The sequence below is a fragment of the Mameliella sp. LZ-28 genome, from assembly GCF_012274245.1.
Lineage (GTDB): Bacteria > Pseudomonadota > Alphaproteobacteria > Rhodobacterales > Rhodobacteraceae > Antarctobacter > Antarctobacter albus.
Genome location: NZ_JAANYX010000018.1, coordinates 1 through 26944, shown reverse-complemented (window position 1 = coordinate 26944; position 26944 = coordinate 1). Strand labels below are relative to the sequence as shown.

The following is a 26944-nucleotide window of genomic DNA, read 5'->3' as shown; positions in this document are numbered from 1 at the left end:
CATACGCCTTGAAGTCGCCGAAGTACTTCGTGATCGCCGCAGTCAGCGTCGTCTTGCCGTGGTCAACGTGCCCGATCGTGCCGATGTTGCAGTGCGGCTTGCCGCGTTCAAACTTTTCCTTTGCCATTGTATTGGCTCCCTTTTTCTTGTCGTGCGGTGCGCAAATCTGCGCACCCTACGGGCTGGTGTAGGGTGCGCCTTTACGGCGCACCGCCGGTTACGCGTACTTGGCCTGGATCTCGTCCGAGATGTTCTGCGGCACGGGATCGTAGTGCGAGAACTGCATCGTGAACTGCGCACGGCCCGAGGACATCGAACGCAGGGTGTTGATGTAGCCGAACATGTTGGCCAGCGGGACGTTGGCGTTGATCGCCACCGCGTTGCCGCGCGGTTCCTGGCCAGAGACCTGGCCACGACGCGAGGTCAGGTCGCCGATGATACCGCCGGTGTACTCTTCCGGGGTGATCACTTCGACCTTCATCATCGGCTCCAGCAGCTTCGCGCCGGCCTTGCGGAGACCTTCGCGCATGCACATGCGGCTGGCGATCTCGAAGGCCAAGACCGACGAGTCGACGTCGTGGAACTTACCGTCCAGCAGCGCCACCTTGAAGTCGATGACCGGGAAACCTGCCAGCGGACCGGAGTCCATGACCGATTTGATGCCCTTTTCGACACCCGGGATGTATTCCTTCGGAACCGCACCACCAACGATACGGGATTCGAAGGTGTACCCTTCGCCCGGCTCGGTCGGGGTGATCTCCAGCTTGACTTCGGCGAACTGACCCGAACCACCCGACTGTTTCTTGTGGGTGTAGGTGTGCTCGACCGCGTGGCCGATGGTTTCACGATAGGCCACCTGCGGCGCACCGATGTTCGCCTCGACCTTGAATTCCCGCTTGAGACGGTCAACCAGGATGTCCAGGTGAAGTTCGCCCATGCCCTTCATGATGGTCTGACCCGATTCCAGGTCGGTTTCCACGCGGAAGGACGGGTCTTCTGCGGCCAGACGGGCCAGACCCTGGGACATCTTTTCCTGGTCGCCCTTGGTCTTGGGCTCGACCGCGATCTCGATCACCGGCTCCGGGAAGGTCATGGTTTCCAGAACCACCGGCGCCTTGGCGTCGCAGAGGGTATCACCGGTGGTGGTGTCCTTCAGACCCGCCAGCGCGATGATGTCGCCTGCAAAGGCTTCTTCGATCTCTTCGCGGTTGTTCGAATGCATCATCATCATACGACCGATGCGCTCTTTCTTGCCCTTGGTCGCGTTGAGGATGTTGTCACCCTTGTTCATCACGCCGGAGTAGATCCGGGTGAAGGTCAGCGAACCGACGAAGGGGTCGTTCATGATCTTGAACGCGAGGCCGGCGAAGGGCATCGAGTCGTCGGCACGACGCGCGATGTTCCGCGTTTCGGTCTCGTCGTCCGGTGCGAAGCCCATGTAGTCGACCACGTCCAGCGGGCTGGGCAGGTAGTCGATCACGGCGTTGAGCAGCGGCTGGACACCCTTGTTCTTGAAGGCAGAACCACCCAGGACCGGCACGAAGTGCAGGTTCAGCGTGCCCTTGCGCAGCAGTTTGCGCAGGGTCGCCACGTCGGGCTCTTCACCTTCCAGGTAGGCTTCCATCGCGTCGTCGTCTTCTTCGACGGCGGCCTCGATCATCTTGCCACGCCACTCTTCGGCCATGTCCTTGAGTTCCGCACGGATCTCTTCCTGGAACCAGGTCGCGCCGAGGTCATCGCCGCGCCAGACCCATTCCTTCATGGTGACGAGGTCGATCAGGCCTTCCAGTTCGGACTCGGCGCCGATCGGAATACCTACGGGAACGGCGCGGGCGCCGGTGCGGTCCTCGATCATGCGGACGCAGTTGAAGAAGTCCGCGCCGATCTTGTCCATCTTGTTGACGAAGACGATCCGCGGAACCTTGTAGCGGTCAGCCTGACGCCACACGGTTTCGGTCTGCGGCTCGACACCGGCGTTGGCGTCCAGAACACAGACGGCACCGTCGAGAACCGCCAGCGAACGCTCGACTTCGATGGTGAAGTCGACGTGGCCGGGGGTGTCGATGATGTTCAGGCGGTGTTTCAGGGAATCCGGCTCGGTGCCGTTCTCGGTGCGCTCCCAGAAGGTAGTGGTCGCAGCCGAGGTAATGGTGATCCCGCGTTCCTGCTCTTGCTCCATCCAGTCCATCGTCGCGGCGCCGTCATGCACCTCGCCGATGTTGTGCGACTTGCCGGTGTAGAACAGGATGCGTTCGGAACAGGTGGTCTTGCCGGCGTCGATATGCGCCATGATACCGAAGTTCCGGTAACGCTCGAGGGGATAATCGCGTGCCATAGGGCTTGTCCTCAGAAGAATTGTTTACCAGCGGTAATGGCTGAACGCCTTGTTGGCGTCGGCCATCTTGTGGGTGTCTTCGCGCTTCTTAACGGCGGCACCGCGTGACTGCACTGCGTCAATCAGCTCGCCGGCGAGGCGTTCTTCCATGGTGTTTTCATTGCGGGCGCGCGAGGCGTTGATCAGCCAGCGGATGGCCAGGGCTTCGCGGCGCTCGGGGCGCACTTCGACCGGAACCTGGTAGGTGGCACCACCAACGCGGCGCGAGCGGACCTCGACCGACGGCTTGATGTTGTCCAGCGCCTCGTGGAAGATTTCCACCGGCGCGCGCTTGACCTTGGCTTCGACCCGGTCGAGCGCGTTGTAGACGATGCGTTCGGCGGCGGATTTCTTGCCGTCGTACATCAGGTTGTTCATGAACTTGGTCAGGACGCGATCGCCATACTTGGCGTCGGGCAGGACTTCGCGTTTCTCAGCGGCGTGACGACGAGACATCTGTGTATCCTCTTACTTGGGACGCTTGGCGCCGTATTTCGAACGACGCTGCTTCCGGTCCTTGACGCCCTGGGTATCCAGAACACCGCGCAGAATGTGGTAACGCACGCCGGGAAGGTCTTTGACACGACCGCCACGGATCAGGACCACCGAGTGCTCCTGAAGGTTGTGGCTTTCACCGGGGATGTAGCTGATCACCTCGTAACCGTTGGTCAGACGCACCTTGGCCACCTTACGCATAGCCGAGTTCGGCTTCTTCGGCGTGGTGGTGTAGACGCGGGTGCAGACGCCGCGTTTCTGCGGGCACTGCTCAAGGTGCTGCGACTTCGAGCGCTTGACTTTGGGCTGCCGCGGCTTGCGGATCAGCTGTTGGATCGTGGGCATTCCGGTTATTTCCCCGTGCTTCTCACAAATGTGCTGCACGGGCCTTCCCGTGCGGAGGTTCAGGTTCTGGCATCGCGCGCGATCACGCGGGCCGGTTCGTGTGCCGCTGCCAAGACGTGATGGCAAACGACGAAAAAACCGCATCCGTTTCCGTACCGAGGAAACGACGCGGTGGGTGTTCAGAGGATCGGGGCGATAGTGGCCCGGATCATGACCGCCTGGTTATGTAAGGACGCAATCAGCCCGAAGTCTGACGCGGATTAGCGGGGCGTATAGGGGGAGTCGCGGACCTTGTCAACAGCCCTGCGGGCTTGCCGGGACAGGGCGGCAATGCCATTCAAGGGCAACCGCTTCGCACATGGGGGCAAGGGATGCAAGTCATCGGATTCTGCCGGTTTTCCTACCCCGCCGAGGGCGGCTTTCAGGTGGCTCATTCCAGTCTCGAAGAACGGATGGCCTACCTCTATGCGCCCGACCGGATGGAAGAGCGGTTTCGGCATTTCGAATGCCTCTGCCTGCCGGGTCTGAGGGCGCAGACCGATCCGAATTTCCTGTTCGCTATCCTGGTCGGCGACGCCATGCCGACCGGGTGGCTGGAACGGCTTGCTGCCCTGGTCGAGGGCTTTCCGCAGGCTGTCATCGTCTCGCGCCCGCCCGGTCCGCATCGGCAAGTCTGTCAGGACGTCATCAATTCGCTGCGGGAGCCGGGGCAGCCCTGCCTGCAATTCCGCCATGATGACGACGACGCCGTGGCGGTGGACTTCGTTCAGGACCTGCGGCAAGCAGCCCGCGACGTGGCGCCCTTGCTGGACCGGCACCGGCTGGTCGGGTTCGACTGGAACCGTGGGTACATCGGACGCCCGGATGCGAAGGGGATCTGCGCGGAACTGCAAGTCACGCCCTATTGGGGGGTGGCCCAGGCCATCGCCGCCCGGCCTGGTGCCAGGCAGACAATCATGAACTTTGCCCATAACAAGCTGAACCAGTTCATGCCCACGGTGACCTTTACCGACAAGGCGATGTACCTGCGCGGGCACAACGACCACAACGACTCTCGGCAGAAGAAACACGTCAAACCGGTCGCCCTGCCCCGACTCGACGCCGAAGCCGAGGCCGAGCTGAAAGCCCGCTTCGCAATCGATGCCGATCACGTCCGTCAGGTGTTTGCCTGATCCTTCAAGCGCGCAAGTGACCGGCGGATGATCACCCGGTGGGCAGGACCGACCACGGCCATGTACAGGCGGCCAAAGCCATTGTGCGTCACGACCGACGAGGTGATCGTGACGTGACCGCCCGAGCAGGCGATACAGGTCATCACATCCAGGTGCCGGTCGCGCTCTGTCAGCACCAGGACCTCCGGTGTTGCCTGCTCCACCAGGAAGAAATCCAGCTTCTCGCCTTCGGTCGCGGCCGCCGGAGTACGTCCCGAGAAGCCCCGGATAGGTCGTACGCCAAAGGGCGCGCTCAGCGCATCCCGGACGCGAAATGCCCAACCGAACCGTTGCGCCATCCAGCCGGACAGATGCCCATAGGTCTGGATCGGGGTCAGTGGCCTGGCAAGGGTGACGCTTTGGATATCCAGGAAATTCAACCGGCTACGCGGCGCGACAATCCGCAGTTGAGACGTTTCGATCTGCATGGGCAACCTTGTGTCACGTCCGGCCGCGATGCGCAAAGCCGCCATGCCGTACCTGTGGCCAAGAAAAAACGCCCCCGCGGATCGCGGGGGCGTTTTCGATGTCAGAGCCCTTGGGCCGTGGCGATCACTCGCGGCTTTCCGGAGTGTCGACGATCAGGGTGTCGAACTCGTCGCCGCCCACGACGTCGTCGCCCATCGTTTCCGGGGCGGCCAGCGCGGCGGCCACTTCGGCCTCCTCGCGGCGTGCCTCGATCACGACGTTGTCGCGGTCCTGGGCGATGCGGCGCACCTTCTGGGTCGCGCCACCGGTGCCCGCCGGGATCAGGCGGCCCACGATGACGTTTTCCTTCAGGCCGACCAGCTTGTCCTTCTTGCCCTGAACCGAGGCCTCGGTCAGCACGCGGGTGGTCTCCTGGAAGGAGGCCGCAGAGATGAACGAGCGGGTCTGCAACGAGGCCTTGGTGATGCCCAGCAGGATCGGTTCACCCTGCGCCGGACGACCACCCTTCTTCTCGGCCTTGGCGTTGGCCTCGTCGAATTCGACCTTGTCGACGTGCTCACCCTTGAGCAGCGTGGTGTCGCCCGAGTCCAGGATCTCCCACTTCTGCAGCATCTGGCGAACGATGACCTCGACGTGCTTGTCGTTGATCTTCACGCCCTGCAGTCGGTAGACGTCCTGCACCTCGTCGATCATGTAGTTGGCAAGGGCCTCGATCCCCATGATCGACAGAATGTCGTGCGGGGCCGGGTTGCCGTCCATGATGTAGTCGCCCTTCTGGACGTAGTCGCCCTCGCCCACCGGGATGTGCTTGCCCTTGGGGATCATGTATTCCTTGGGCTCGAGGTTCTCGTCCGCGGGTTCGATGGTGATACGGCGCTTGTTCTTGTAGTCCTTGCCAAAGCGCACGTAGCCGTCGATCTCGGCGATGATGGCGTGATCCTTCGGACGGCGCGCCTCGAAGAGTTCGGCCACACGCGGCAGACCACCGGTGATGTCCTTCGTCTTCGCACCTTCACGCGGGATACGCGCCACGACATCACCTGCCTTGACCTCCTGCCCGTCTTCACAGGACAGGATGGCGTCCACGGACATCGGGTAGGTGATCGGGTTGCCCGCATCGTTGCGCACCGGCTCGCCGTCGGCATCCATCAGGATGATCTCGGGCTTGAGCTCGTTGCCCTTGGGCGCGGCCCGCCAGTCGATCACGATCTTCTGGGTCATGCCGGTGGCATCGTCGGTCTCGTCGCGCACGGCGATCCCTGTCACCAGGTCGACGTGCTTGGCGATACCGTCCTTCTCGGCGATGATCGGCAGGGTGTAGGGGTCCCACTCGAACAGCTTGTCGCCGCGCTTGACCTCCTGGCCTTCGTCCACGAACAGCTTGGAACCGTAGCCCATCTTGTGGGATGCGATTTCCTCGCCCTGGTCGTTCATGATCAGAACCTGCATGTTCCGGTTCATGACGATCTGCTCGCCCGCGGCATTGGTGATGATGCCGGGGTTCGCAAAGGCGATCTTGCCGTTCTGGCTGGCTTCCAGGAAGGACCGCGAGGACCCCTGCGCAACGCCGCCCATGTGGAAGGTCCGCATGGTCAGCTGCGTGCCGGGTTCACCGATCGACTGCGCCGCGATGATGCCCACGGCTTCGCCGGTGTTCACCATCGTGCCGCGCGCCAGGTCACGACCATAGCAGGTCGCGCAGACGCCTTCCTCGGCCTCGCAGGTCAGGGGCGAACGGATGCGCGCGGTCTGCAGGCCGGATTCCTCGACGGTGTCGGCCATGCGTTCGTCGATCAGCTCGCCTTCGCGGACCATCATGTCGCCGGTCTCGGGGTGCAGCAGGTCCTCTGCCGCGACGCGGCCCAGGATGCGTTCGCCCAGCGTCGCCACGACTTCGCCGTCGTTCACCGCCGCTTCGGCGGTGATTGCCCGGTCGGTGCCGCAGTCCGTCATGCGGATGATACAGTCCTGCGCGACGTCCACCAGACGGCGGGTCAGGTAACCCGAGTTCGCCGTCTTGAGCGCGGTGTCCGACAGGCCCTTACGGGCACCGTGGGTGGAGTTGAAGTACTCCAGAACGGTCAGGCCTTCCTTGAAGTTCGAGATGATCGGCGTCTCGATGATGTCGCCGTTCGGCTTCGCCATCAGGCCGCGCATCGCGCCCAGCTGTTTCATCTGCGTGACCGAGCCACGGGCCTTGGAGTGGGCCATCATGTAGACCGAGTTCGGTTCCATCTCGGCCCCGTTCTCGTCCTCGCGCCGGGCGGAGATGGTGTTCATCATCGCCTCGGTGACCTTGTCGTTACACTTCGACCAGGCGTCCACGACCTTGTTGTACTTTTCGCCCTGGGTGATCAGGCCGTCCATGTACTGCTGTTCAAAGTCCTTCACCTGGTCGCGAGTCTCGTCGACCAGTTCCCACTTGTTGTCGGGGATGACCATGTCGTCCTTGCCGAACGAGATGCCGGCCTTGAACGCCTCGACAAAGCCCAGGCGCATGATCTGGTCACAGAAAATCACCGATTCCTTCTGACCGCAGTAGCGGTAGACGGTGTCGATGACGGTCTGCACGTCGCCCTTGCGCAGCAGACGGTTGACCAGTTCGAAGGGCGCCTTGGCATTCAGCGGCAGCAGCCCGCCGATGCGAACACGGCCCGGGGTGGTTTCGACCCGTTCCCAGACCTCGTTGCCCTCTTCGTCGATCTGCGGCATCCGGCAGGTGATCTTGGCATGCAGGTGGACCTCGCCCGAGTCCAGCGCGTGCTGAACCTCTTCCGGCGAGGAGAAGATCATGCCTTCGCCCTTCATGCCGTCGCGGGCGATGGTCACGTAGTAGAGACCAAGGATCATGTCCTGCGACGGAACGATGATCGGTGCGCCGTTGGCGGGCGACAGGACGTTGTTCGTCGACATCATCAGGACGCGCGCTTCCAGCTGCGCCTCGAGGCTCAGCGGCACGTGCACGGCCATCTGGTCACCGTCGAAGTCGGCGTTGAAGGCCGAGCAGACCAGCGGGTGCAGCTGGATCGCCTTGCCTTCGATCAGCGTGGGCTCAAACGCCTGGATGCCCAGACGGTGCAGCGTGGGCGCACGGTTCAGCAGAACCGGGTGCTCGCGGATGACCTCGTCGAGGATGTCCCAGACCTCGGGACGCTCTTTCTCGACCAGCTTCTTCGCCTGCTTCACGGTGCTGCTGAGGCCCTTGGCCTCCAGCCGCGAGTAGATGAACGGCTTGAACAGCTCGAGCGCCATCTTCTTGGGCAGGCCGCACTGGTGCAGTTTCAGCTCCGGCCCGGTCACGATGACCGAACGGCCCGAGAAGTCGACGCGCTTGCCCAGAAGGTTCTGACGGAAGCGGCCCTGCTTGCCCTTCAGCATATCGCTGAGCGACTTCAGCGGACGCTTGTTGGCGCCGGTGATGACGCGGCCACGACGTCCGTTGTCGAACAGGGCGTCCACGGATTCCTGCAGCATCCGCTTTTCGTTGCGGACGATGATGTCCGGCGCGCGCAGTTCGATCAGCCGCTTGAGGCGGTTGTTCCGGTTGATGACGCGGCGGTACAGGTCGTTCAGGTCGGAGGTCGCAAAGCGGCCACCGTCCAGCGGCACCAGCGGGCGCAGTTCCGGCGGGATCACCGGCACGACGGTCAGGATCATCCACTCGGGGCGGTTGCCCGACTCGAGGAAGGATTCCACGACCTTCAGGCGCTTGATGATCTTCTTGGGCTTCAGCTCGCCGGTGGCTTCCTTGAGGTCGGCGCGCAGGTTTTCTGCCTCGGCCTCCAGGTCGATCGCGGCCAGCATCTCGCGGATCGCCTCGGCGCCGATGTTGGCGGTGAAGGCGTCCATGCCGTACTGGTCCTGGGCATCCAGGAATTCTTCCTCGGTCATCATCTGACCGTAGGTGAGATCCGTCAGACCGGGTTCGATCACGACGTAGTTTTCGAAATACAGGACGCGTTCCAGATCACGCAGCGTCATGTCCAGCATCAGGCCGATGCGCGAGGGCAGCGACTTGAGGAACCAGATATGGGCGCAGGGCGCGGCCAGCTCGATGTGGCCCATGCGCTCGCGGCGGACCTTTTGCAGCGTGACTTCGACGCCGCATTTCTCGCAGACGACGCCGCGATATTTCATGCGCTTGTACTTGCCGCAGAGGCATTCGTAATCCTTGATCGGGCCAAAGATACGCGCGCAGAACAGGCCGTCACGCTCGGGCTTGAACGTACGGTAGTTGATGGTTTCCGGCTTCTTGATCTCGCCGAAGGACCACGAGAGGATCCGTTCCGGCGACGCCAGCGACACCTTGATCTCGTCAAAGACCTTGGTCGGGGTCAGCGGGTTGAACGGGTTGTTTGTCAGTTCCTGGTTCATCTGATGTCCTTTCCTGCCGGACCCACACGATCAAAGACCTCGCGGTAGCCAACAAAGTCGGCGTTTAGACCGACGAATTGATCCAACTCATCCACCTTGCGCTGTTTCTCTTCGCGGACCCCGACGACGGCATCGAGGCCGGTCGCCTTGGCTGGATCCAGGTCGAGAAACTCGAAGATCCGTTCCACGGGATACTCCCCGGAGAACAGGCTTACATATTCGACCAGCAGCCAAGGTGCGCTGCCGCCGAGTTTAGAGGCGGACATGTCGCGCAGCAGCGCGACATAGTCATTGAAATCCCGAACGGCCGCATGGAAGTCGCGTTTGACGGGCCAGGTCGGTGTCTTTCCGTTGGCCATCTGCATTTCAGCCCGACGGACCCGTCCCATGTAGCTCCGAGCCATGCCCATCGGCTCTCGCAGGATCGCGATCACCGGAGCCTTGCCCAACGTCTGCGCCAGCTCGAAGACCTCGTAGGGGCGGGGAATCTTGTCGCCGACAACGCGGGCACCGTCGAGTTTGGCCAGGGCCTTCTGCGTCACGTCCATCTCGAACGACACCTTGCCGCCGTCGTCCGGCTGGTACCGACGCATCCGGTCGACCGAGTAATGCTCAAGCCGCAGGTCGCGTGCCAGAAGCCGCTTGTTGTACCGCTCGTTCGTCACCGCCAACTCGGGGTGACAATTGAGCAGTTCAACCAAGGCGGTCGTGCCGCTGCGCGGTGCGCCGGTGACAAGGACGACGCTCTTGCCGTCGCTGGTCACCGGTCCATCGCCCCTGGTCTTGGCCCAGGGCCACTGCATCACTCATCCTCCTCCGTATCCAGGAGTTCCATATTGAGGCCCAGACCGCGGACCTCCTTGACGAGAACGTTGAACGATTCCGGCACGCCGGCTTCGAAGTTGTCCTCGCCCTTGACGATCGACTCGTAGACCTTGGTCCGGCCCGCCACGTCGTCCGACTTCACCGTCAGCATCTCCTGCAGGGTGTAGGCGGCGCCGTAGGCTTCCAGGGCCCAGACCTCCATCTCACCAAAGCGCTGACCGCCGAACTGCGCCTTACCACCCAGCGGCTGCTGCGTGACGAGCGAGTACGGCCCCGTCGAACGGGCGTGGATCTTGTCGTCGACCAGGTGGTGCAGTTTCAGCAGGTATTTCACACCCACCGTCACCCGGCGCGAGAACTTCTCGCCCGTGCGGCCGTCGAACAGGTCGGACTGGCCGCTCTGATCGAACCCGGCGCGCTTGAGCGCGTCGTTCACATCGGCTTCCTTGGCACCGTCGAAGACCGGGGTCGCAATCGGCACGCCACGGGTGACGTTGCCCGCCGCTTCCAGCAGGTCTTCTTCTTCGAGCGGCTCCAGACCTTCCTGATAGACCTCGTCGCCATAGGCAATCCGCAGCGCTTCGCGCACCGGGGTCAGGTCACCCGACCGGCGGTACTCTTGCAGCGCCTCGTCCACCTCGATGCCGAGGCCGCGCGCGGCCCAGCCCATGTGGGTCTCGAGGATCTGACCGACGTTCATCCGCGAGGGAACGCCCAGCGGGTTGAGGCAGAAGTCGACCGGCGTCCCGTCCGCGAGGAAGGGCATGTCCTCCTGCGGTACGACGCGCGACACGACACCCTTGTTGCCGTGACGGCCGGCCATCTTGTCGCCCGGCTGCAGCTTGCGCTTCACCGCGATGAAGACCTTGACCATCTTCATCACGCCCGGGGGCAGGTCGTCGCCACGGCGGACCTTTTCGACCTTGTCCTCGAAACGGGCATCCAGGGCGCGCTTCTGCACCTCGTACTGCTCGTGCAGGGCCTCGACGTGCTTGGCGTCCTCTTCCTCGCCCAGGGCCAGCTGCCACCACTGACCACGGGTCAGGGTTTCCAGAAGCTCCTCGGTGATTTCCGAGTTCGACTTGATGCCTTTCGGCCCCTTCACGGCGGTCTTGCCCAGGATCATACCTTTGAGGCGGGCATAGATATTGCGGTCGAGGATCGCCAGCTCGTCGTCCCGGTCACGGGCCAGCTGTTCGATCTCTTCCCGCTCGATCTGCAGCGCACGTTCGTCCTTTTCGACGCCGTGGCGGTTGAACACCCGGACCTCGACGACAGTCCCGTAATCGCCCGGTTTGACCCGCAGCGAGGTGTCGCGCACGTCGCTTGCCTTTTCACCGAAGATGGCGCGGAGAAGTTTTTCTTCCGGCGTCATCGGGCTCTCGCCCTTGGGGGTGATCTTGCCCACCAGGATGTCGCCCGGCTCTACGTCGGCCCCGATATAGACGATGCCCGCCTCGTCGAGGTTGCGCAGGGCTTCCTCGCCGACGTTGGGAATGTCGCGGGTGATCTCTTCCGGCCCAAGCTTGGTGTCGCGCGCCGCCACTTCGAATTCCTCGATGTGGACGGAGGTGAACACGTCATCCTTGGCGATCCGCTCGGAGATCAGGATCGAGTCCTCGTAGTTGTAGCCGTTCCAGGGCATGAAGGCGACGATGACGTTCTTGCCAAGCGCCAGTTCCCCCATGTCGGTGGACGGACCGTCCGCGATGACCTCGTTCTTGCCGACCTTCTGACCCACCTTCACCAGCGGTTTCTGGTTGATACAGGTGTTCTGGTTCGACCGCTGGAACTTGCGCATCCGGTAGATGTCGACGCCCGGGTCGCCGGGTTCCATATCTTCGGTGGCGCGCACAACGATCCGCATCGCGTCGACCTGGTCGATGATCCCGGCCCGCTTGGCCAGAACCGCCGCGCCGGAGTCGCGTGCCACGACTTCCTCGATGCCGGTGCCGACCAGCGGCGCCTCGGCGCGCAGGGTCGGAACCGCCTGACGCTGCATGTTCGACCCCATCAGGGCGCGGTTGGCGTCGTCGTTTTCCAGGAACGGGATCAGCGAAGCGGCAACCGAGACCAGCTGTTTCGGCGACACGTCGATCAGGTCGACGTTTTCCGAGGGCGACAGCGTGTAGTCGCCCGATTTCCGGGTCGACACCAGGTCATTCTCGAACCGGCCGTCGTCGTCCAGTTTCGCGTTGGCCTGCGCCACGGTGTGGCGCATTTCCTCGGTCGCGGACATGTAGTGCACCTCGTCGGTGACGACACGATCCTTAACCACGCGATAGGGGGTCTCGATAAAGCCGTACTTGTTCACGCGGGCAAAGGTTGCCAGCGAGTTGATCAGACCGATGTTCGGGCCTTCCGGCGTTTCAATCGGGCACATCCGGCCATAGTGCGTCGGGTGAACGTCGCGCACCTCGAAGCCGGCCCGCTCACGCGTCAGACCGCCCGGTCCAAGCGCCGAGAGGCGGCGCTTGTGCGTCACTTCGGACAGCGGGTTGGTCTGGTCCATGAACTGCGACAGCTGCGACGAACCGAAGAATTCGCGCACGGCGGCGGCCGCCGGTTTCGCGTTGATCAGGTCCTGCGGCATGACGGTGTCGATCTCGACCGACGACATGCGCTCCTTGATGGCGCGCTCCATGCGCAGCAGGCCGACGCGGTACTGGTTTTCCATCAACTCGCCGACGGAGCGGACACGACGGTTGCCCAGGTGGTCGATGTCGTCGATGTCGCCCTTGCCGTCACGCAGGTCCACCAGCGCCTTGATGCAGGCAACGATGTCCTCACGGTCCAGCGTGCGCTGGGTGTCCGGCTTTTCAAGCGCCAGGCGCATGTTCATCTTGACCCGGCCCACGGCGGACAGGTCGTAACGCTCGGAATCGAAGAACAGCGTGTCAAAGAGCGACGAGGCGGCTTCGACGGTGGGCGGCTCGCCCGGACGCATCACGCGATAGATGTCCATCAGCGCGGTGTTGCGGTCCATGTTCTTGTCCTGCGCCATCGTGTTGCGCATGTACGGACCGACGTTGACGTTATCGATGTCCAGGACGGGGATGTCGGTGATACCGGCGTCCAGCAGCTCTTTCAGAGTGCCGCCGGTCACTTCGCCGTCTTTGTCCACGGTCCAGGTCAGTTCGTCCCCGGCCTCGACGTAGATGGCGCCGGTTTCCTCGTTGATGATGTCCTTGGACACGAACTTGCCGACGATGTGCTCGAACGGCACCAGAAGGTTCTGCACCTTGCCTTCGTCGATCAGTTTCTTCACCGCGCGCGGGGTGACTTTCTTGGTGGCCTCGGCGATCACTTCGCCGCTGTCCGCATCGACCAGGTCAAAGGTCGGACGGGTGCCGCGCACACGCTCGGGGAAGAACTTGGTCGCCCAGCCTTCGCCACGGCGATACTCGAAGTTCACCGTTTCATAGTAGGCGTCCATGATCGCTTCCTGGTCGAGACCCAGGGCATACAGGAGCGTGGTCACCGGCAGCTTGCGGCGACGGTCGATGCGGGCGAACACGATGTCCTTGGCGTCGAATTCGAAATCGAGCCAGGAGCCGCGGTAGGGAATGATCCGGCAAGCGAACAGCAGTTTGCCCGAGGAATGCGTCTTGCCCTTGTCGTGGTCAAAGAACACGCCGGGCGAACGGTGCATCTGGGAAACGATGACCCGCTCGGTGCCGTTGACAATGAAGGTGCCGTTGGGCGTCATCAGGGGCATGTCGCCCATGAAGACATCCTGCTCCTTGATGTCCTTGACCGACTTGGCGCCGGTGTCTTCATCCACATCGAAGACGATCAGGCGCAGGGTAACCTTCAGCGGGGCGCTGTAGGTCATGTCGCGCTGCATGCACTCCTCGACGTCGTATTTCGGCTTTTCCAGCTCGTAGTTGACGAATTCCAGAACGGCGGTCTCGTTGAAATCCTTGATCGGGAAGACCGACTGGAACACGCCCTTGATGCCCTCGCCGTCCATCGCCTGCGGCTGGTCGCCGCTTTCGAGGAACAGCTTGTAGCTGGATTTCTGAACCTCGATGAGGTTCGGCATTTCAAGGACTTCACGAATTTTGCCGTAGTAGCGACGAAGGCGTTTCTGACCGAGGAAACTTTGCGCCATGAGTGGAGCCACCCTTTCCGTGTTCTCTGCCCGCGCGGACCGGCTGTCGGGGGCCACAGCCGCCGGCGCGTCAGTGATGACAGTCAATCAGATCCATTCTCGGCGCGCGTCCCACCGCGTGCCACTCGATCCGTAGTGTCCTGCCTTGGGAAACCCCTCGAGCAAAGGGGCTTGCCAAGACCGGCATTCATGTTCGGGGTTCAGCACAATTTCCGGGAGTCCGACCTTGTCAGGCGTCGATCCGGCTGCATTTTCGGGATGGACGGGACGACTTGGGAACCATGCGCTGACATTTCAATGGGGAGCTGCCGACACCTCGCAATCCAAAAAGCCGATAGCGGGCTCGAATCGCTCGACCCCGCCGGAGACTTCCGAATATTCGGTTAAACACGAGAACGCAAGCCCACAGCAGGAGCTTTGCGATTTCCACACCCGCAGAGAATGGCAAAAGTTAACCCGATCGTCAAGCTGGGATGCGATTTGCGGCGTCTTTCGCCGCCTTCCCGCCAGTCCTGAGCACAGTTGTCGGCACCGTCCGGCGCAAAGAAAAACGCCTCCGGCAGGACCGGAGGCGTTTCGAAATGGACCGGGAAGCAGCTGCCTCCCGCCAGATCACTTGAGCTCGATTTCCGCGCCTGCTTCTTCGAGCTTCTTCTTGATTTCCTCGGCTTCGTCCTTGGAAACGCCTTCTTTGACAGCCTTGCCGCCGGCCTCGACCAGCTCTTTGGCTTCTTTCAGGCCCAGGCCGGTGATGCCGCGGACTTCCTTGATCACGTTGATCTTCTTGTCGCCGGCCGACTTCAGGATGACGTCGAACTCGGTCTGCTCCTCGGCGGCTTCGCCACCGGCGTCGCCGGCCGGACCGGCCATCATGACGGCGCCACCGGCTGCCGGCTCGATGCCGTATTCGTCCTTGAGGATGGTTTTCAGTTCTTGTGCCTCGAGCAGGGTCAGGCCCACGATTTGCTCGGCGAGTGCTTTAAGATCAGCCATTTTGAGACTCTTTCCGTTTAGATGTGTTTTCCAACGTCAGGGAGAATTCCCCACGAGGGTCATTGCGGTTTGCCTTACGCCGCTTCCTGCTTTTCCTCGATGGTCGACAGGATGGAGGCGATGTTCGAAGCAGGTGCACCAATGGCACCGGCGATGTTCGAAGCGGGTGCGCCGATGCAGCCGACGATCGACGCGATGAGTTCGTCGCGCGACGGCATTTTCGACACGGCTTCGACACCGGCCCGGTCCAGGGTCGTTCCACCCATCGACCCGCCAAGGATTTCGAATTTCTTGTTGTCCTTGGCAAAGTCCTCGACGACCTTGGCCGCAGCCACGGGGTCATCGGAGTAGGTGAGAACAGTCATGCCGCCCAGGAGCGGTGCGATACCTTCGCACTGCGTTCCGTCGACGGCGATCCTGGCGAGCCTGTTCTTGGCGACACGGACCACGGCATCCCCGTTACGGGCACGACCGCGGAGGTCCGTCATTTCGGCAACCGTGAGACCTTCGTAGCGGGCAACCACCACGACGCCAGAGCTTTCGAAGACCTGGCCGAGTTCCTCGACCACCTTTTCTTTCTGGGCTCTATCCACAGTTTCACTCCAGTTGTTGGAGGGCGGACCCTCCGGCTCTTTCCGGCAAGGTTTCCCCTGCCATTGAAGTCCGAATGAGGGTCGACGCATCCTGTGGGGCACGCGCACGCGGCGCGGCCTGAAAAGATGTCTCTTCCCGTCTCGGGCAGGATTTAACGGCCTCGGCCAACCCACCGTCTCGGACGAAATGCAAACGGCCCACGACGAATCGCGCCCCGCTGTGCAGGGCCGTCTTTAACATCATCCCGCGCGTTGCCAAGGGGGCATCTGCGGGCGCGGCAGGATTTTTGCCTAACCCCCGGCCCGTTGCGCCCGGAAGGCACGGGAAAAGTCGACCGGGTCGGCGATGTCGTACAGCTCGCGGATCAGCGGAGAGATCAGCGCGGCATCCCGGACCGCCTCGAAACTCTCTCCCTGCGCGATGAACCCTTCGGCGTAAAGGAATTCATCCGCGTAACCGGTCAGGTACCAGGCCTTGTCAAAGGGAACGGCGTCCGGCGCGATCTTGTTCACGGTCCGGGCCAGGACATTGGTACAGTTGGAAAACAGCGTGTTGTACCAGCGCGGTTCCTGCTGAATCTCAGCGGTTTCCGCGATGACCGCGCGCAGTACCGCCCGCTGCTGTGCCAGCGGAATGTCCAGCGCGTAGAGGAACAGCTCATCCCCGGCCATAAACTCGCTATTGCCATACATGTCGCGTTCGGTTGTCCAGACAAAGATATATTCGAAGATCGGCAGAACAGCAGCCTTGGGCGCGCTATAGGTCTCGCCCACCTCGCGCCGCGCCTCGATCGAGGCGACATAGGCCGAGCCATCCTCGAAGGCGAAGACCAGCATGGTATGGGCGATTGCGTCGATGCTGCCGAATGGCTCGACCAGAAAATAGGCCTGGCTCAGCCCGTCCGGGTCGATCTCGCGCGTGATCCAGTCCTGCCGCGTTACCGATCCGTCCTCGGCGTAGTTCCAGTCACGGATGTTCTCGATGCGGAAGGTGTTGCCGGTCTGCTCCACGCCGGGTAGGCGGCTGTAATCCGCGCGCCAGTCACGGTCATGCGAAGGCGGCGTCAGCTGCCAGTTCACGTACAGCCCACAGATCAGGATCAGCGGCAGCAAGAGCAGAAATCGTTTCATGCCCTCCGCTGTAGCCGATCGACGTCAGGTCAGGAAGACGAGGCGCGTAAAAACGGCTCCTCGGTCCCCACGCCCGTGGCGACCGGCGCGGCGGCCATGCGGTCCGCCAGCACCACCATGAGATCGCGCTTCGACACCGGCTTGCACAACACGTCATCCATGCCTGCGGCACGATAGCCCTGAACCTGGTGGCTCAGAACGTTTGCGGTGACCGCGATGATGCCGGTGCGGGGCGCGCCGCCGTCTTTTTCGAGCCTGCGAATCTCGCGCGTTGCGGCGACACCGTCCATGACCGGCATCTGCACGTCCATCAGGATCATGTCGATGCCGCCCGCCCGGACCAATGCCAAGGCTTCTTCGCCGGTTTCGGCGAACTGAACCTCTGCCCCGGTGTTGCGCAGGAAACGGTCCAGGATCAGCCGGTTCGTCGCATTGTCGTCAGCCACCAGGATGCAACGCCCGGAAAGGTCCGGCGGACGGGCCGTTTCGACCCGGACCTGCAGCGCCTCCTCGGCGCTGGCGGCGCGCAGCGGCAGGTCACAAAAGAAGGTGGCGCCATGTCCCGGGCGGCTGACCACCATGAGATCGCCCCCCATCGCCTGGCACAGCTGTCGCGAGATCGTCAGCCCCAGCCCGCTGCCGCCGTGGCGGCGGGTGACACTGGCGTCCGCCTGCAGGAATGGTTCGAAAATGCGGGCCTGCGCCTCACGCTCGATGCCCGGCCCGCTGTCCTGGACCGCGATGACAAGGCGGCTGCCGTCCAAGTCGGGACGCACGCGCACCATGACGCCCCCGTCCGAGGTGAATTTGACCGCGTTGGCAATCAGGTTGTGCAGGACCTGGCGGATGCGGAATTCATCGCCCATCAGGATCGGCGGCAGGTTGTCCTGTATGTCCAGCGTCAGGTACAGGTCCTTTTCCCGCGCCCGCGCTCCGTAGAGCGCGCAAGCCGCCTCGACCAGGCCACGCAAGGCAAAGGGACGGGCCTCGACGCTGAGCTGTCCGGCCTCGATCCGGGACAGGTCCAGCACATCGTTGATGGTGCCCAGCAGAACCGTGCCCGATTGCTCGATGATCTGCAGGCATTGCGCCTGATCCTCGGTCAGTTGCGATTCCGAGAGTTCCGAAGCCATGCCGAGGATGCCGTTCAGAGGTGTCCGGATCTCGTGGCTGACATTGGCCAGGAAGCGCGTCTTGGCGGCATTGGCCTCTGCCGCCTCGCGCCGCAACTCGGCCTCCTTGCGCTGCCCGCGTCCGGCAAAGAAGATTTCCGCCAGCACGTACAGCATCAGCAGAACCAGCAGCGTGATCGCGCCAAAATCCGTCAAACGCGTGGCAGTCAGGTCCTCGAATTCATCGAGGACCCGGCTGGCCGGGTTCTGGGTGCCGAAGTTGCCGGACCAGAGCCTCCGGCTGTGGATGGTCAGGTTGTTCAGCCGGTCCACGAGGTGGGACAGTTGGGCCTGCGTCGGTGGCTCGGACGCAAAAAGGATGCCGTCCCCCTCGTGAAGGAACCTGTCGAAGTCGGCCACGAGTTCGTGGAACCCGGTCGATTCTCCAAAGGGTTTGGCCCGGACGATATCAACCCTGCTCCACAACACGTCAAAACGCAGTTGCGCGGTTTCCAGATCGACGGTGCCGTGCTCATAGTCTTTGAGGATGCCGATCAGGCGCTGGCTCTCGAAGTTGAGCTCGCTGATGCTCCACAGCATGGTGTTGAGGTTGCGAACTGTCAGCTCGCGCGAGACGCCGTGGGCGCGGTTGTAATCCAGCAGCAGCGCGGCCAGCCCCAACGCGATGGTGATCGCGATCAGGGCCCGAAGGGTGCGCGCATTTGTGCGGATCTGCTCCATGCCGGCGATCAGGGTTTGACCGTCAGGCGCTGCAACTGCCAGATCATCCGCGAGCTGTGCAGTTCGTTCACGTCCTCCGGCGTGGGAGCCGGGTAGACGATCCAGATCGGCCCCTTGTTGCGGACGCGCATCGGCTTTCCGTCCTGTTCGATTGCCAGGATGATGCCAAAGGCCTGCACGTCGGACACGGGGATGTCGATCATGTAATCGTCAAGCGCCACCGCCCGCAGCGTGCCCCGCCGGACCCCCAACTGTTTCAGCAAGGAAGCCAGGCTGGGACCAGCCAGATGCTGCACCCCAAGCGTGAAATCGGTATAGGTTTCGATCTCCCGCCAATCGAGAGCCTGAAGCATGGCGCGGTCATAGACGGCCAGGTCGCCATCATTCGTCTGCCCGATCAGCCCGTCGACCGTCAGAAGAGGCGCCCCCTGCGGTACGTCCAGCGCACGGGCAGGACCGGCGAGGGGCATCGCGATCAGACAGAACAGGCAAATGCAGAGTCGGAACACCCAGACCTCCATCCGGTTGGTGAATGGCGTGTTTTCCGATCTAAGCGCCCCACCTTAACGCAGGGTTTGCAAACAACAAAAAAGGCGGGCCATTGGCCCGCCTTTTGTAGTCAGATGCGCGGTTCGGCTCAGTTGCCGGTCGCGTTCACGATATCGACCGTGACGCCCGGGCCCATCGTCGAGCTCAGCGCGATCTTTTTCATGTATGTGCCCTTGGCGCCCGTCGGCTTGGCCGCCGAGACCGCACCGACAAATGCGCGGATGTTCTCGACCAGCTTGGCCTCGTCGAAGGAGACCTTGCCGACGCCTGCGTGCACGACACCGGCCTTTTCGGCCTTGAACTGGACCTGGCCGCCTTTGGCGTCCTTGACTGCCTGCGCCACGTCCATCGTCACGGTGCCGACCTTGGGGTTCGGCATCAGGTTGCGCGGGCCCAGGATCTTGCCCAGGCGACCGACGATCGGCATCATGTCCGGCGTTGCGATGCAACGGTCGAACTCGATCGTGCCGCCCTGGATGGTTTCCATCAGGTCCTCGGCGCCGACGATGTCCGCACCAGCGGCCTGAGCCTCTTCAGCCTTGGGGCCACGGGCGAAAACCGCCACGCGGGTGGTCTTGCCGGTGCCGTTCGGCAGGCCGACGACGCCGCGGACCATCTGGTCCGCGTGGCGCGGGTCGACGCCGAGGTTCATGGCGATTTCAACGGTCTCGTCGAACTTGGTGTTCGAGTTCGACTTGATCAGGGCCACGGCTTCTTCGACGGTGATGTTCTCTTTGCCGGCGAAGGCCTCACGGGCCGCCTTTGCGCGTTTTCCGAGCTTTGCCATGATGATTACCCCTTCACCTCGATACCCATCGAGCTCGCGGAGCCGAGGATGATCTTCATTGCCGCTTCGACGTCATTGGCCGAGAGGTCTTTCATCTTGGCTTCGGCGATCTCGCGGACCTGCGCCACGGTCACCGAGGCGATGGTTTCACGGCCCGGGTTCTCGGCGCCGCGCGGACGGTTCCGCTTGCCGACGGGCTTCAGGCCGGCGGCCTTCTTCAGGTAGTAAGACGCGGGCGGCGTCTTGATGTTCATGGTGAAGGACTTGTCCTGGTAGTAGACAATCTCCGTCGGGCAGGGCGCGCCCGGCTCCATGTCCTGCGTCTTGGCGTTGAACGCCTTGCAGAATTCCATGATGTTGATGCCGCGCTGACCCAGGGCGGGGCCCACGGGCGGCGAGGGGTTGGCTTTGCCTGCAGGGATCTGCAGCTTCATCTTGCCGGCGAGCTTCTTGGCCACGGGCGTTCTCCTGTTCCATCTCCCCCGGACGCGTCTTGGGGGCGTTTTGTGGCGTGGTCTGGTCCGGACATCGCGATGCCCTCGCCTCCCACGATAGGTATACCGCCCGAGTCGCCCCGGGTCGGCATGAGCGCGCCGTCTAACCCGGGGCCGGTCATTTGGCAAGCGTGGAATCGGATCCAGCCGCGTCGCCATAAAGGCACTAGGGCCAGACAACCTCATCGACCCCGGCCAGCCTTGCCAGCCGGGCAAGCTCGGCCTCGACACGCGCCATGCGGCCTGTCCCCGCCCGCACGCCCTGTTCCCACCAGAGGTTCATGACGGACAAGCGGCCGCTGGCCCGTTCCGCCTTGGCCTCGATCCGGCCCACCAGCCGGTCGCCCTCCAGCAGGGGATAGACGTAATAGCCCCACTGGCGCTGCGCGGCGGGCACGAACATCTCGACCGTATAGTCGAACCCGAACAGCCGCCTGACCCGCGCCCGATCCCGGATGGCCGGATCGAAAGGGTTCAGGATGCGCAGGCGCGAGGTGGGCGCCGGCGCCGAGGCAAGCCGCTCTTCGATGTCGGGCACCGCCACACCTTTGGTCCAGCGACCGTCCGCGCCTTCGATCTGCACCGGCACATAGGCGCCCGTGTCGCGCTCGGCCCAGGCGGAGACCTCGGCCACCTCTGCCGCATCCCAGAACTTGCGCACTTCTCCCAATGAGCCAAAGCCCAGCCGCGCCAGCGCCGCGCGGCACAAGCCATCCACCTGCGCCGCATCCGGCAAGACCTGGTTCCGCAAGTCCTCGGGAAAGACCCGTTCGGCCAAGTCGTAGTACTTGATGACACCCTCTCGGTGGCAGGTCGCCAGTTCGCCCGCATACCACAGGTAATCCAGCGCCTTCTTGTGTGGCGGACGTTTCCACATGGCGCGCTCACCCTCGATCCGGGTGTCAAAGTCGCGCGTGCAGAGCGGCCCCTCCTCGCGGATGCGCTCCCGGATCTCGTCCATCAGGGCATCGTCGCCCCGCCCGACATACCAGGACCAGCTTTCCGCCTTGCGCCGCATCCGGTCGAACTGCCGCCGCCACAGGGGCAGCATCTCCATCGGCAGGACAGAGGCGTCATGCGTGAAATGTTCGAACACATGCCGCCCGCGCAACAGCCGGTCCAGTTCCGGTTCGCGATAGCTCTGGTTGCGGCTCCAGAGGATGTGATGATGCGCCCGGCTGACAACCTGGATCGTGTCCAGCTGGACAAACCCCAGGTCGCGGATGACATCCAGTGTCGGCGGTCCACCCACGGGCGCCTCTGCCAATCCGTGAGAGGCCAGCCACAGCCTGCGGGCGTCTGCGTTGTGAATGCGAAGCGGCGTCAATTCGACCTCGGGCGGATCAGCATCCCCCTTGAATGCGTCACCCGGGGCCGAAGCGCAATCCCGGCCTCCGCACAGCCCCAAGCCGCCCTACTCGGCCGCCGCCACCCGCCTGAGCCTGGGTATATCCTCTGCCGCCTCTGCAAAGATCCAGTCCCGGAATTCCCGGATCATGGAATCCCCGGCTTTCGCCTCGGGATAGGCCACGGAATAGATGACGACAGGCATGGTCACGGTGTCGAACAATCGCACCAACCGCCCGGATTTCAGCGTTCCACGGACCATCGCGTCATAGGCAAGAGACACGCCCTGCCCCTGTTCGGCGGCAGTTGTCGCGAATTCGCAATTGGGAAACACGGGCCCCCGGGGCATCTGCGGCGGGGTCAATCCCGCCGCCTCGAACCACTCGCCCCAGGCGTCCAGCACTTCGTCATGCATCAGGGTCAGTTTCAGCAGATCCTCGGGCGCGCGAACCTGCATCCGAGCCAGCAGATCAGGACTGATGACCGGATAGCGGTGCGATTCCATGATCGGTTCAGTCCGCACGCCCGGCGTCAGGTCATCCGCCCACTGGATCACCACGTCCGCATCATTGCGCGCAAAGTCGGTCGACGGCGCTCCTTCGGACACCCGCAGGCGCACCCGGTCGCCAAAGGAAAGCCGGTCCAGCCTTGGCACCAGCCAGCGCGCGGCAAACCCCGGCGTGCAAAGCACCCGGAACGGCCTCTGCCCGGCCTCGCGCACGGAACGCGTCGACTCCGCGACTCCGTCAAGAAAGACGGTCAGGCTTTGGGCATAGCCATGCCCGGTCAGTGTCAGCGACAGCTCGTTTCCGCGCCGCTCGAACAACTGCGTATCCAAGTGCCCCTCCAGCGCGCGGATCTGGTGGCTGATCGCCGAGGGCGAAAGGCACAGCTCTTCGGCCGCCTTCTTGAAACTCATGTGACGCGCCGCCGCCTCGAAGGCACGGACCGCCGCGAACGGGGGAAGCTTGCGTCCCATCACGCGTGAATCCCTTTCAATCGCAGTTGAAATTTCACCTTTTGCGTCGTTCCGGACCCGACCCTACCATTATTTGCATCAGATCCCAAATTCCGGCGGAGGCTTCCATGTCCTTCACACTGCGTCCCGGCGCACGCGTCGCGTGTGCCCTCTCTCTTCTGTTGTCCTTTATCGCCATTCCAGAGGCCCAGGCGAATACGACCTCCGGACCGCTGGCCTGGCGACACGCGGAAACGACCTCGGACCTTGTGACCCATCTGGAAGACTGGCTTGACGGCCGAATGGACCTGCCCCGGCGAAATTCACGCCCGGACATCCGGGTGATCGGCGAAACCCGGGCACGGAACCTTCTGGGCGCATCCGCATCGCGACAGGGTGGCCGGACACGGGGCCTTTACGATCCCGAAAGCAGCACCGTCTACCTGATCCGCCCGTGGGATCCCCGTAACCCCTTCGACGCCAGCGTTCTGCTACATGAGCTTGTCCATCATCGACAGGCCGAGGCAGGTCACTGGTACTGCCCCGGAGCACAGGAATTGCCCGCCTACCGCCTTCAGGACGCCTGGCTGGGCGAAATGGGGCTGAGGGCGGACGTCAACTGGATTGCCGTCGTTCTGGAGGCCAGCTGCCCGCGCCGCGACATTCACCCCGATTGAAAATCAAGGCCGCCCGAAAACGCGAAAAGCGCAGGACCCGGGGCCTGCGCTTTTCAAACCTGGCCGGGTGTCCGGCCTCAGACCTCTTTCGAGACCTGCGTGAATTCCAGTTCCACCGGGGTTTCGCGACCGAAGATCGACACCGACACGCGCAGGCGCTGGTTGTCGTCGTCCACGCCTTCGACCATGCCGTCGAAGCCCTCGAAGGGGCCGTCGTTGACCTTGACCTTTTCGCCCACCTCAAAGTGGATAAGCGTGCGCGGCGCATCCTCGTTCTCCTGCACGCGGCCAAGGATCGCCTCGACCTCGGCATCGCGCATCGGCATCGGACGGCCCTGCGGGCCAAGGAAGCCAGTGACGCGGTTGATCGAGTTCACCAGGTGATAGCCCTGGTCCGACATCTCCATGTGCACAAGGACATAACCGGGCATGAAGCGGCGCTCGGTCGTCACCTTCTTGCCGCGACGAACCTCAATCACCTCTTCGGTGGGAACCAGGACCTCGTCGATCTGGTTTTCGAGCCCCTGCTCTTCGACCGCTGTCCGGATCTGTTCGGCGATCTTCTTCTCGAAGTTCGAGAGGACGCTGACCGAGTACCACCGCTTTGCCATGAGTTACCTTCGATTGTTGAAGCCCCGCACGGGCGTGCCCAAAACAAAAAGGGGCGCGCAACTCCCGTGCGCGCCATCCCTATCGCGGCTCATTATCGGCCTTTGCGGTGTATTGCAAGCGCTTCCCGCCCGCAGAGCCGCCTGGCTCAGCCGCCACCGACCACGGACAGCAGGGTTTGCAGGCCAAACCGGATGCCCATGTCGACCAGCGCAAAGAAAATCGCCGTCAGCGTGGCCATGATGAACACCATTACGGTGGTCAGGAAAACCTCGCGCCGGGTCGGCCAGACGATCTTGGCCACTTCGGCCCGGACCTGCTGGATGAACTGAAGCGGATTGGTGGTTGCCATGCTGTCTCTTCCCGTACGTGCGGTGGTTTGCGAGGAAATACGCGGAGAGCGCCATGAATACAAGGCCCGCGGGCCGATTGGCGCCACCGCCACGGGGGTCACGCCCGCGTGAGAGTTGATGGGAATGTCGTGATGGAACCCGCATGCCCGCCCCACGTTCCGCGCCCGCGGTGCATCCCTGCGCTCAACTCGCTGTCAAAAAACGTCTTTTCCGGATGGAACGGGACGCTGCCCACCCCGTTGATTGCCCAGAACCGCCGGGGCGGCACGCCTTGGCAGCATGTGGAACACGAGTAAGGAGTCAGACACAATGACACGCTTTATCACCGCAACCGCTCTTGCAACCGTCGTCGCGACCGGCGCCTTCGCACAGTCGCAGGTCGAAACACAGACGATCGAAAAGTACTTCCCGAACGTGAACGTGGAAACGCTCACCGAACTTCAGGTGACGCAACTGACCACCATTGCCGCCAGCGGCGAGTCGGTCTCCGAGAAGCGGGCTCAGATGCGCGCACTGCTGACCGACGTGAACTTCGAGCCGATGGAGCCGGTCGACATGGAGGTCACCACCGGCCTGACCGAGTTCGAGCGCTCTCAGATCAACCTCTACGCGCCCGAACTTGACGTCTCGTCCCTGACCGAGAACGAGATCCAGCGCCTGCAAACCGCGATCACCAGTGGCGACAACGCCGAGATCGACAAGGTTGCAACCCAGATCATGGCCAACTGATCCCGGCCACGATGACCTGACAGAAGGGGCTGCCGAAAGGTGGCCCCTTTTTGCATGCGGAGGGCAAAGCTCTTCCGCAGACCGCGCCAATGCACCACGTTTTCACGCGGCGGCACGTCGGTCGGCGATTTCCGGAAGTTTGGCAGGGGCAGCAGGGTTCGAACCCGCGACCTACGGTTTTGGAGACCGTCGCTCTACCAGCTGAGCTATACCCCTTCAGGCCGTGCCGTGGGGTACGCCAACCCGACAGCGAAATCAAGAGGCCTCGGCACGGGTTTTTCATCCGATTTCCGGGGATGCCCCGCCTCCCTGGCGCCCCGCGTGATCACGCCGCGCGGAGAATCCTGAAACAATCCTCCGACAACGGCCGGAAACGCGGTCATCAACATCATGTGAATCCGCTTTCACGGCCCATTCAGGCCGCCCGCCTCACGCCCGACGGCGGCTCCGCGATGACCTTGAAACCCTGCGTTTTCTGACCCGCACCAATGCCCTGCATTCATGCACAACATCCTGTCTATCAGGCTGTTTTTCAAGAACAAATCGGCGTTACGAAACGCGATCATCCTGTGATTTCAAATCCGTCGCCCACGGCCCCAGATAGCTCGGTGTCGGACAGACAGACCGGCACCAACACACGGCGGGCCTTCCGCCACACAGTCACAAGATAAGGACACTGACATGAAAACCCTGATCGCATCCGCCCTCGTCGCAACCGCAGCCCTGACCGGTGCCGCATATGCGAACACCGCGCCGCAGCTCGACAGCGAAGCCAAGTACGTCCTGCCCGGCGCCGATTTCTCGGGTCTGAGCGCAGCCGAAGTGCACGCCGTCAACAACGCCCTCAAGAGCGGCGCCAGCAACAGCGAAAAGCAGGCCCTCATCCGCGCTTTCCTGAACTGATCGCCCACTGGGCAAATACCACGACCACAATCATCAAGACAAAGGACCCTGACATGAAAACCCTGATCGCATCCGCCCTCATCGCAACCGCAGCCCTCACCGGTGCCGCAAACGCCATGACCACGCCGCAGCTGGACAGCGAAGCCAAGTACATCCTGCCCGGCGCCGATTTCTCGGGCCTGAGCGCGGCCGAAGTGCACGCTATCAACAACGCCCTCAAGAGCGGCGACAGCAACAGCGAAAAGCAGGCCTTCATCCGCGCTTTCCTGAACTGATGCGCAAGGATGCCCGGCCCTGACAGGCGCCACACTCCCGGGCGTCTGTCAGGGCCGCTCCACGCGAAAAAGCCGCCCGGGCTCCGGGCGGCTTTTAATTTTTTCTGGCGGGCTTGCGGCTTGTTCCGAAGATCAGATCATGGCCGAGGGCCAGGCAAGGAAAAAGGGCGCCCCGGTCGGGGCGCCCTTCCAATGCTTTCAGCCGAGTGGCGGCAGGCGCCTTACTCGATGATCTTGGACACGACGCCCGAACCGACGGTGCGGCCGCCTTCACGGATGGCGAAACGCAGGCCGTCTTCCATCGCGATCGGCGCGATCAGCTCGACGTTGAACTTCAGGTTGTCGCCCGGCATCACCATCTCGGTGCCCTCGGGCAGCTCGACCGTGCCGGTCACGTCCGTGGTCCGGAAGTAGAACTGCGGACGGTAGTTCTTGAAGAACGGCGTGTGACGGCCGCCTTCTTCCTTGGTCAGGATGTAGACCTCGCACTCGAACTTGGTGTGCGGCTTCACCGAACCCGGCTTGC

25 protein-coding genes and 1 tRNA gene are annotated in these 26944 nt (G+C 62.9%); 5 read left to right on the top strand and 21 right to left on the bottom strand.

Annotated features, from left to right (window positions below):
- The 4 genes from G9Q80_RS12360 to rpsL all read right to left on the bottom strand — a co-directional run.
- Positions 1–127 (bottom strand): GTP-binding protein (locus G9Q80_RS12360; protein ID WP_246870521.1); only part of this gene is annotated, 127 nt, incomplete at its 3' end.
- Between the two features lie 90 nt (positions 128–217).
- Positions 218–2335 carry an elongation factor G gene (gene fusA, locus G9Q80_RS12355; protein WP_043137416.1) on the bottom strand — a complete coding sequence of 706 codons (2118 nt, stop codon included), beginning with the start codon at positions 2333–2335 and terminating at the stop codon, positions 218–220.
- A 24-nt stretch (positions 2336–2359) separates the two neighbouring features.
- Positions 2360–2830: a 30S ribosomal protein S7 gene (rpsG, locus tag G9Q80_RS12350; RefSeq protein ID WP_043137418.1), complete on the bottom strand. Its 471-nt coding sequence runs from the start codon at positions 2828–2830 to the stop codon at positions 2360–2362.
- 12 nt (positions 2831–2842) lie between these two features.
- Positions 2843–3214: a 30S ribosomal protein S12 gene (gene rpsL / locus G9Q80_RS12345; RefSeq protein WP_005862801.1), complete on the bottom strand. Its 372-nt coding sequence runs from the start codon at positions 3212–3214 to the stop codon at positions 2843–2845.
- Between the two features lie 371 nt (positions 3215–3585).
- On the opposite strand from rpsL, the gene G9Q80_RS12340 reads away from it, so the two are divergent.
- Entirely contained in the window at positions 3586–4386 is an 801-nt protein-coding gene (locus G9Q80_RS12340; RefSeq protein ID WP_088714203.1) for a glycosyltransferase, read from the top strand.
- Here the strand turns inward: G9Q80_RS12340 and G9Q80_RS12335 are convergent.
- The 13 genes from G9Q80_RS12335 to G9Q80_RS12275 form a co-directional block, all read right to left on the bottom strand.
- Positions 4371–4853, bottom strand: coding sequence for a DUF2867 domain-containing protein (locus G9Q80_RS12335; protein WP_069210797.1), 483 nt, complete (start codon positions 4851–4853; stop codon positions 4371–4373). The genes G9Q80_RS12340 and G9Q80_RS12335 overlap by 16 nt on opposite strands.
- Before the next feature lie 124 nt (positions 4854–4977).
- Positions 4978–9228: a DNA-directed RNA polymerase subunit beta' gene (rpoC, locus tag G9Q80_RS12330; RefSeq protein WP_088714202.1), complete on the bottom strand. Its 4251-nt coding sequence runs from the start codon at positions 9226–9228 to the stop codon at positions 4978–4980.
- Positions 9225–10031 (bottom strand): sulfotransferase family protein, encoded by an 807-nt coding sequence (locus G9Q80_RS12325; protein WP_088714201.1) that lies wholly within the window; start codon positions 10029–10031, stop codon positions 9225–9227. Before G9Q80_RS12325 ends, rpoC begins: the two co-directional genes overlap by 4 nt.
- Positions 10031–14167: a DNA-directed RNA polymerase subunit beta gene (gene rpoB, locus G9Q80_RS12320; protein WP_088714200.1), complete on the bottom strand. Its 4137-nt coding sequence runs from the start codon at positions 14165–14167 to the stop codon at positions 10031–10033. Before rpoB ends, G9Q80_RS12325 begins: the two co-directional genes overlap by 1 nt.
- 612 nt (positions 14168–14779) lie before the next feature.
- The gene (gene rplL / locus G9Q80_RS12315; protein WP_043137439.1) at positions 14780–15160 is read right to left on the bottom strand and encodes a 50S ribosomal protein L7/L12; all 381 of its coding nucleotides are present in this window, start codon (positions 15158–15160) and stop codon (positions 14780–14782) included.
- A gap of 74 nt (positions 15161–15234) precedes the next feature.
- Complete coding sequence (gene rplJ, locus G9Q80_RS12310) at positions 15235–15753, bottom strand: 50S ribosomal protein L10 (RefSeq protein ID WP_043137442.1); 519 nt, start codon at positions 15751–15753, stop codon at positions 15235–15237.
- 291 nt (positions 15754–16044) lie between these two features.
- Positions 16045–16884 (bottom strand): lipoprotein N-acyltransferase Lnb domain-containing protein, encoded by an 840-nt coding sequence (locus G9Q80_RS12305; protein WP_088714199.1) that lies wholly within the window; start codon positions 16882–16884, stop codon positions 16045–16047.
- 29 nt (positions 16885–16913) lie between these two features.
- The gene (locus G9Q80_RS12300) at positions 16914–18737 is read right to left on the bottom strand and encodes an ATP-binding protein (protein WP_088714198.1); all 1824 of its coding nucleotides are present in this window, start codon (positions 18735–18737) and stop codon (positions 16914–16916) included.
- 8 nt (positions 18738–18745) lie between these two features.
- Positions 18746–19246: a putative pterin-binding protein gene (locus tag G9Q80_RS12295; protein ID WP_157903781.1), complete on the bottom strand. Its 501-nt coding sequence runs from the start codon at positions 19244–19246 to the stop codon at positions 18746–18748.
- 128 nt (positions 19247–19374) lie between these two features.
- Positions 19375–20073: a 50S ribosomal protein L1 gene (rplA, locus tag G9Q80_RS12290; RefSeq protein ID WP_043137449.1), complete on the bottom strand. Its 699-nt coding sequence runs from the start codon at positions 20071–20073 to the stop codon at positions 19375–19377.
- Positions 20074–20078: 5 nt separating this feature from the next.
- A complete protein-coding gene (gene rplK, locus G9Q80_RS12285; RefSeq protein ID WP_043137451.1) occupies positions 20079–20531 on the bottom strand; it encodes a 50S ribosomal protein L11 in 453 nt (150 codons plus the stop codon).
- 202 nt (positions 20532–20733) lie between these two features.
- Positions 20734–21894 carry a winged helix-turn-helix domain-containing protein gene (locus G9Q80_RS12280; protein ID WP_088714196.1) on the bottom strand — a complete coding sequence of 387 codons (1161 nt, stop codon included), beginning with the start codon at positions 21892–21894 and terminating at the stop codon, positions 20734–20736.
- Between the two features lie 87 nt (positions 21895–21981).
- Positions 21982–22893, bottom strand: a complete 912-nt coding sequence (locus G9Q80_RS12275) for a LysR substrate-binding domain-containing protein (RefSeq protein WP_088714195.1) — start codon at positions 22891–22893, stop codon at positions 21982–21984.
- 107 nt (positions 22894–23000) lie between these two features.
- Here G9Q80_RS12275 and G9Q80_RS27875 point away from each other — a divergent pair, with 107 nt between their 5' ends.
- Positions 23001–23549: a DUF6647 family protein gene (locus tag G9Q80_RS27875; protein WP_069210806.1), complete on the top strand. Its 549-nt coding sequence runs from the start codon at positions 23001–23003 to the stop codon at positions 23547–23549.
- Positions 23550–23626: 77 nt separating this feature from the next.
- Here the strand turns inward: G9Q80_RS27875 and nusG are convergent, their stop codons facing one another.
- Both nusG and secE read right to left on the bottom strand, forming a co-directional pair.
- Complete coding sequence (gene nusG, locus G9Q80_RS12265; protein WP_088714194.1) at positions 23627–24160, bottom strand: transcription termination/antitermination protein NusG; 534 nt, start codon at positions 24158–24160, stop codon at positions 23627–23629.
- 146 nt (positions 24161–24306) lie between these two features.
- A complete protein-coding gene (gene secE / locus G9Q80_RS12260; protein WP_043137462.1) occupies positions 24307–24510 on the bottom strand; it encodes a preprotein translocase subunit SecE in 204 nt (67 codons plus the stop codon).
- A 310-nt stretch (positions 24511–24820) separates the two neighbouring features.
- Between secE and G9Q80_RS12255 the strand changes: the two genes are divergently transcribed.
- Positions 24821–25240 (top strand): hypothetical protein, encoded by a 420-nt coding sequence (locus tag G9Q80_RS12255; protein WP_088714193.1) that lies wholly within the window; start codon positions 24821–24823, stop codon positions 25238–25240.
- A gap of 140 nt (positions 25241–25380) precedes the next feature.
- On the opposite strand, the gene G9Q80_RS12250 is transcribed toward G9Q80_RS12255, so the two are convergent.
- Positions 25381–25456, bottom strand: a tRNA-Trp gene (locus tag G9Q80_RS12250).
- Between the two features lie 465 nt (positions 25457–25921).
- Between G9Q80_RS12250 and G9Q80_RS12245 the strand changes: the two genes are divergently transcribed.
- Positions 25922–26143 carry a hypothetical protein gene (locus tag G9Q80_RS12245; RefSeq protein ID WP_043137464.1) on the top strand — a complete coding sequence of 74 codons (222 nt, stop codon included), beginning with the start codon at positions 25922–25924 and terminating at the stop codon, positions 26141–26143.
- A gap of 53 nt (positions 26144–26196) precedes the next feature.
- Positions 26197–26418 carry a hypothetical protein gene (locus tag G9Q80_RS12240; RefSeq protein WP_043137466.1) on the top strand — a complete coding sequence of 74 codons (222 nt, stop codon included), beginning with the start codon at positions 26197–26199 and terminating at the stop codon, positions 26416–26418.
- Between the two features lie 221 nt (positions 26419–26639).
- On the opposite strand, the gene G9Q80_RS12235 is transcribed toward G9Q80_RS12240, so the two are convergent.
- Positions 26640–26944: EF-Tu C-terminal domain-related protein (locus G9Q80_RS12235; RefSeq protein WP_500862230.1), on the bottom strand; the 305-nt coding region annotated here is incomplete at its 5' end.

Coding starts and splice junctions, on each gene's coding strand:
- G9Q80_RS12305 (WP_088714199.1), bottom strand. CDS start 16,884: ATGAAACGATTTCTGCTCTTGCTGCCGCTGATCCTGATCTGTGGGCTG.
- G9Q80_RS12335 (WP_069210797.1), bottom strand. CDS start 4,853: ATGCAGATCGAAACGTCTCAACTGCGGATTGTCGCGCCGCGTAGCCGG.
- nusG (WP_088714194.1), bottom strand. CDS start 24,160: ATGGCAAAGCGGTGGTACTCGGTCAGCGTCCTCTCGAACTTCGAGAAG.
- G9Q80_RS12300 (WP_088714198.1), bottom strand. CDS start 18,737: ATGGAGCAGATCCGCACAAATGCGCGCACCCTTCGGGCCCTGATCGCG.
- G9Q80_RS12325 (WP_088714201.1), bottom strand. CDS start 10,031: ATGCAGTGGCCCTGGGCCAAGACCAGGGGCGATGGACCGGTGACCAGC.
- secE (WP_043137462.1), bottom strand. CDS start 24,510: ATGGCAACCACCAATCCGCTTCAGTTCATCCAGCAGGTCCGGGCCGAA.
- G9Q80_RS12240 (WP_043137466.1), top strand. CDS start 26,197: ATGAAAACCCTGATCGCATCCGCCCTCATCGCAACCGCAGCCCTCACC.
- G9Q80_RS12275 (WP_088714195.1), bottom strand. CDS start 22,893: ATGGGACGCAAGCTTCCCCCGTTCGCGGCGGTCCGTGCCTTCGAGGCG.
- rpoB (WP_088714200.1), bottom strand. CDS start 14,167: ATGGCGCAAAGTTTCCTCGGTCAGAAACGCCTTCGTCGCTACTACGGC.
- G9Q80_RS12255 (WP_088714193.1), top strand. CDS start 24,821: ATGACACGCTTTATCACCGCAACCGCTCTTGCAACCGTCGTCGCGACC.
- G9Q80_RS27875 (WP_069210806.1), top strand. CDS start 23,001: ATGTCCTTCACACTGCGTCCCGGCGCACGCGTCGCGTGTGCCCTCTCT.
- rpsG (WP_043137418.1), bottom strand. CDS start 2,830: ATGTCTCGTCGTCACGCCGCTGAGAAACGCGAAGTCCTGCCCGACGCC.
- rplL (WP_043137439.1), bottom strand. CDS start 15,160: ATGGCTGATCTTAAAGCACTCGCCGAGCAAATCGTGGGCCTGACCCTG.
- rpsL (WP_005862801.1), bottom strand. CDS start 3,214: ATGCCCACGATCCAACAGCTGATCCGCAAGCCGCGGCAGCCCAAAGTC.
- rpoC (WP_088714202.1), bottom strand. CDS start 9,228: ATGAACCAGGAACTGACAAACAACCCGTTCAACCCGCTGACCCCGACC.
- rplA (WP_043137449.1), bottom strand. CDS start 20,073: ATGGCAAAGCTCGGAAAACGCGCAAAGGCGGCCCGTGAGGCCTTCGCC.
- fusA (WP_043137416.1), bottom strand. CDS start 2,335: ATGGCACGCGATTATCCCCTCGAGCGTTACCGGAACTTCGGTATCATG.
- G9Q80_RS12245 (WP_043137464.1), top strand. CDS start 25,922: ATGAAAACCCTGATCGCATCCGCCCTCGTCGCAACCGCAGCCCTGACC.
- G9Q80_RS12340 (WP_088714203.1), top strand. CDS start 3,586: ATGCAAGTCATCGGATTCTGCCGGTTTTCCTACCCCGCCGAGGGCGGC.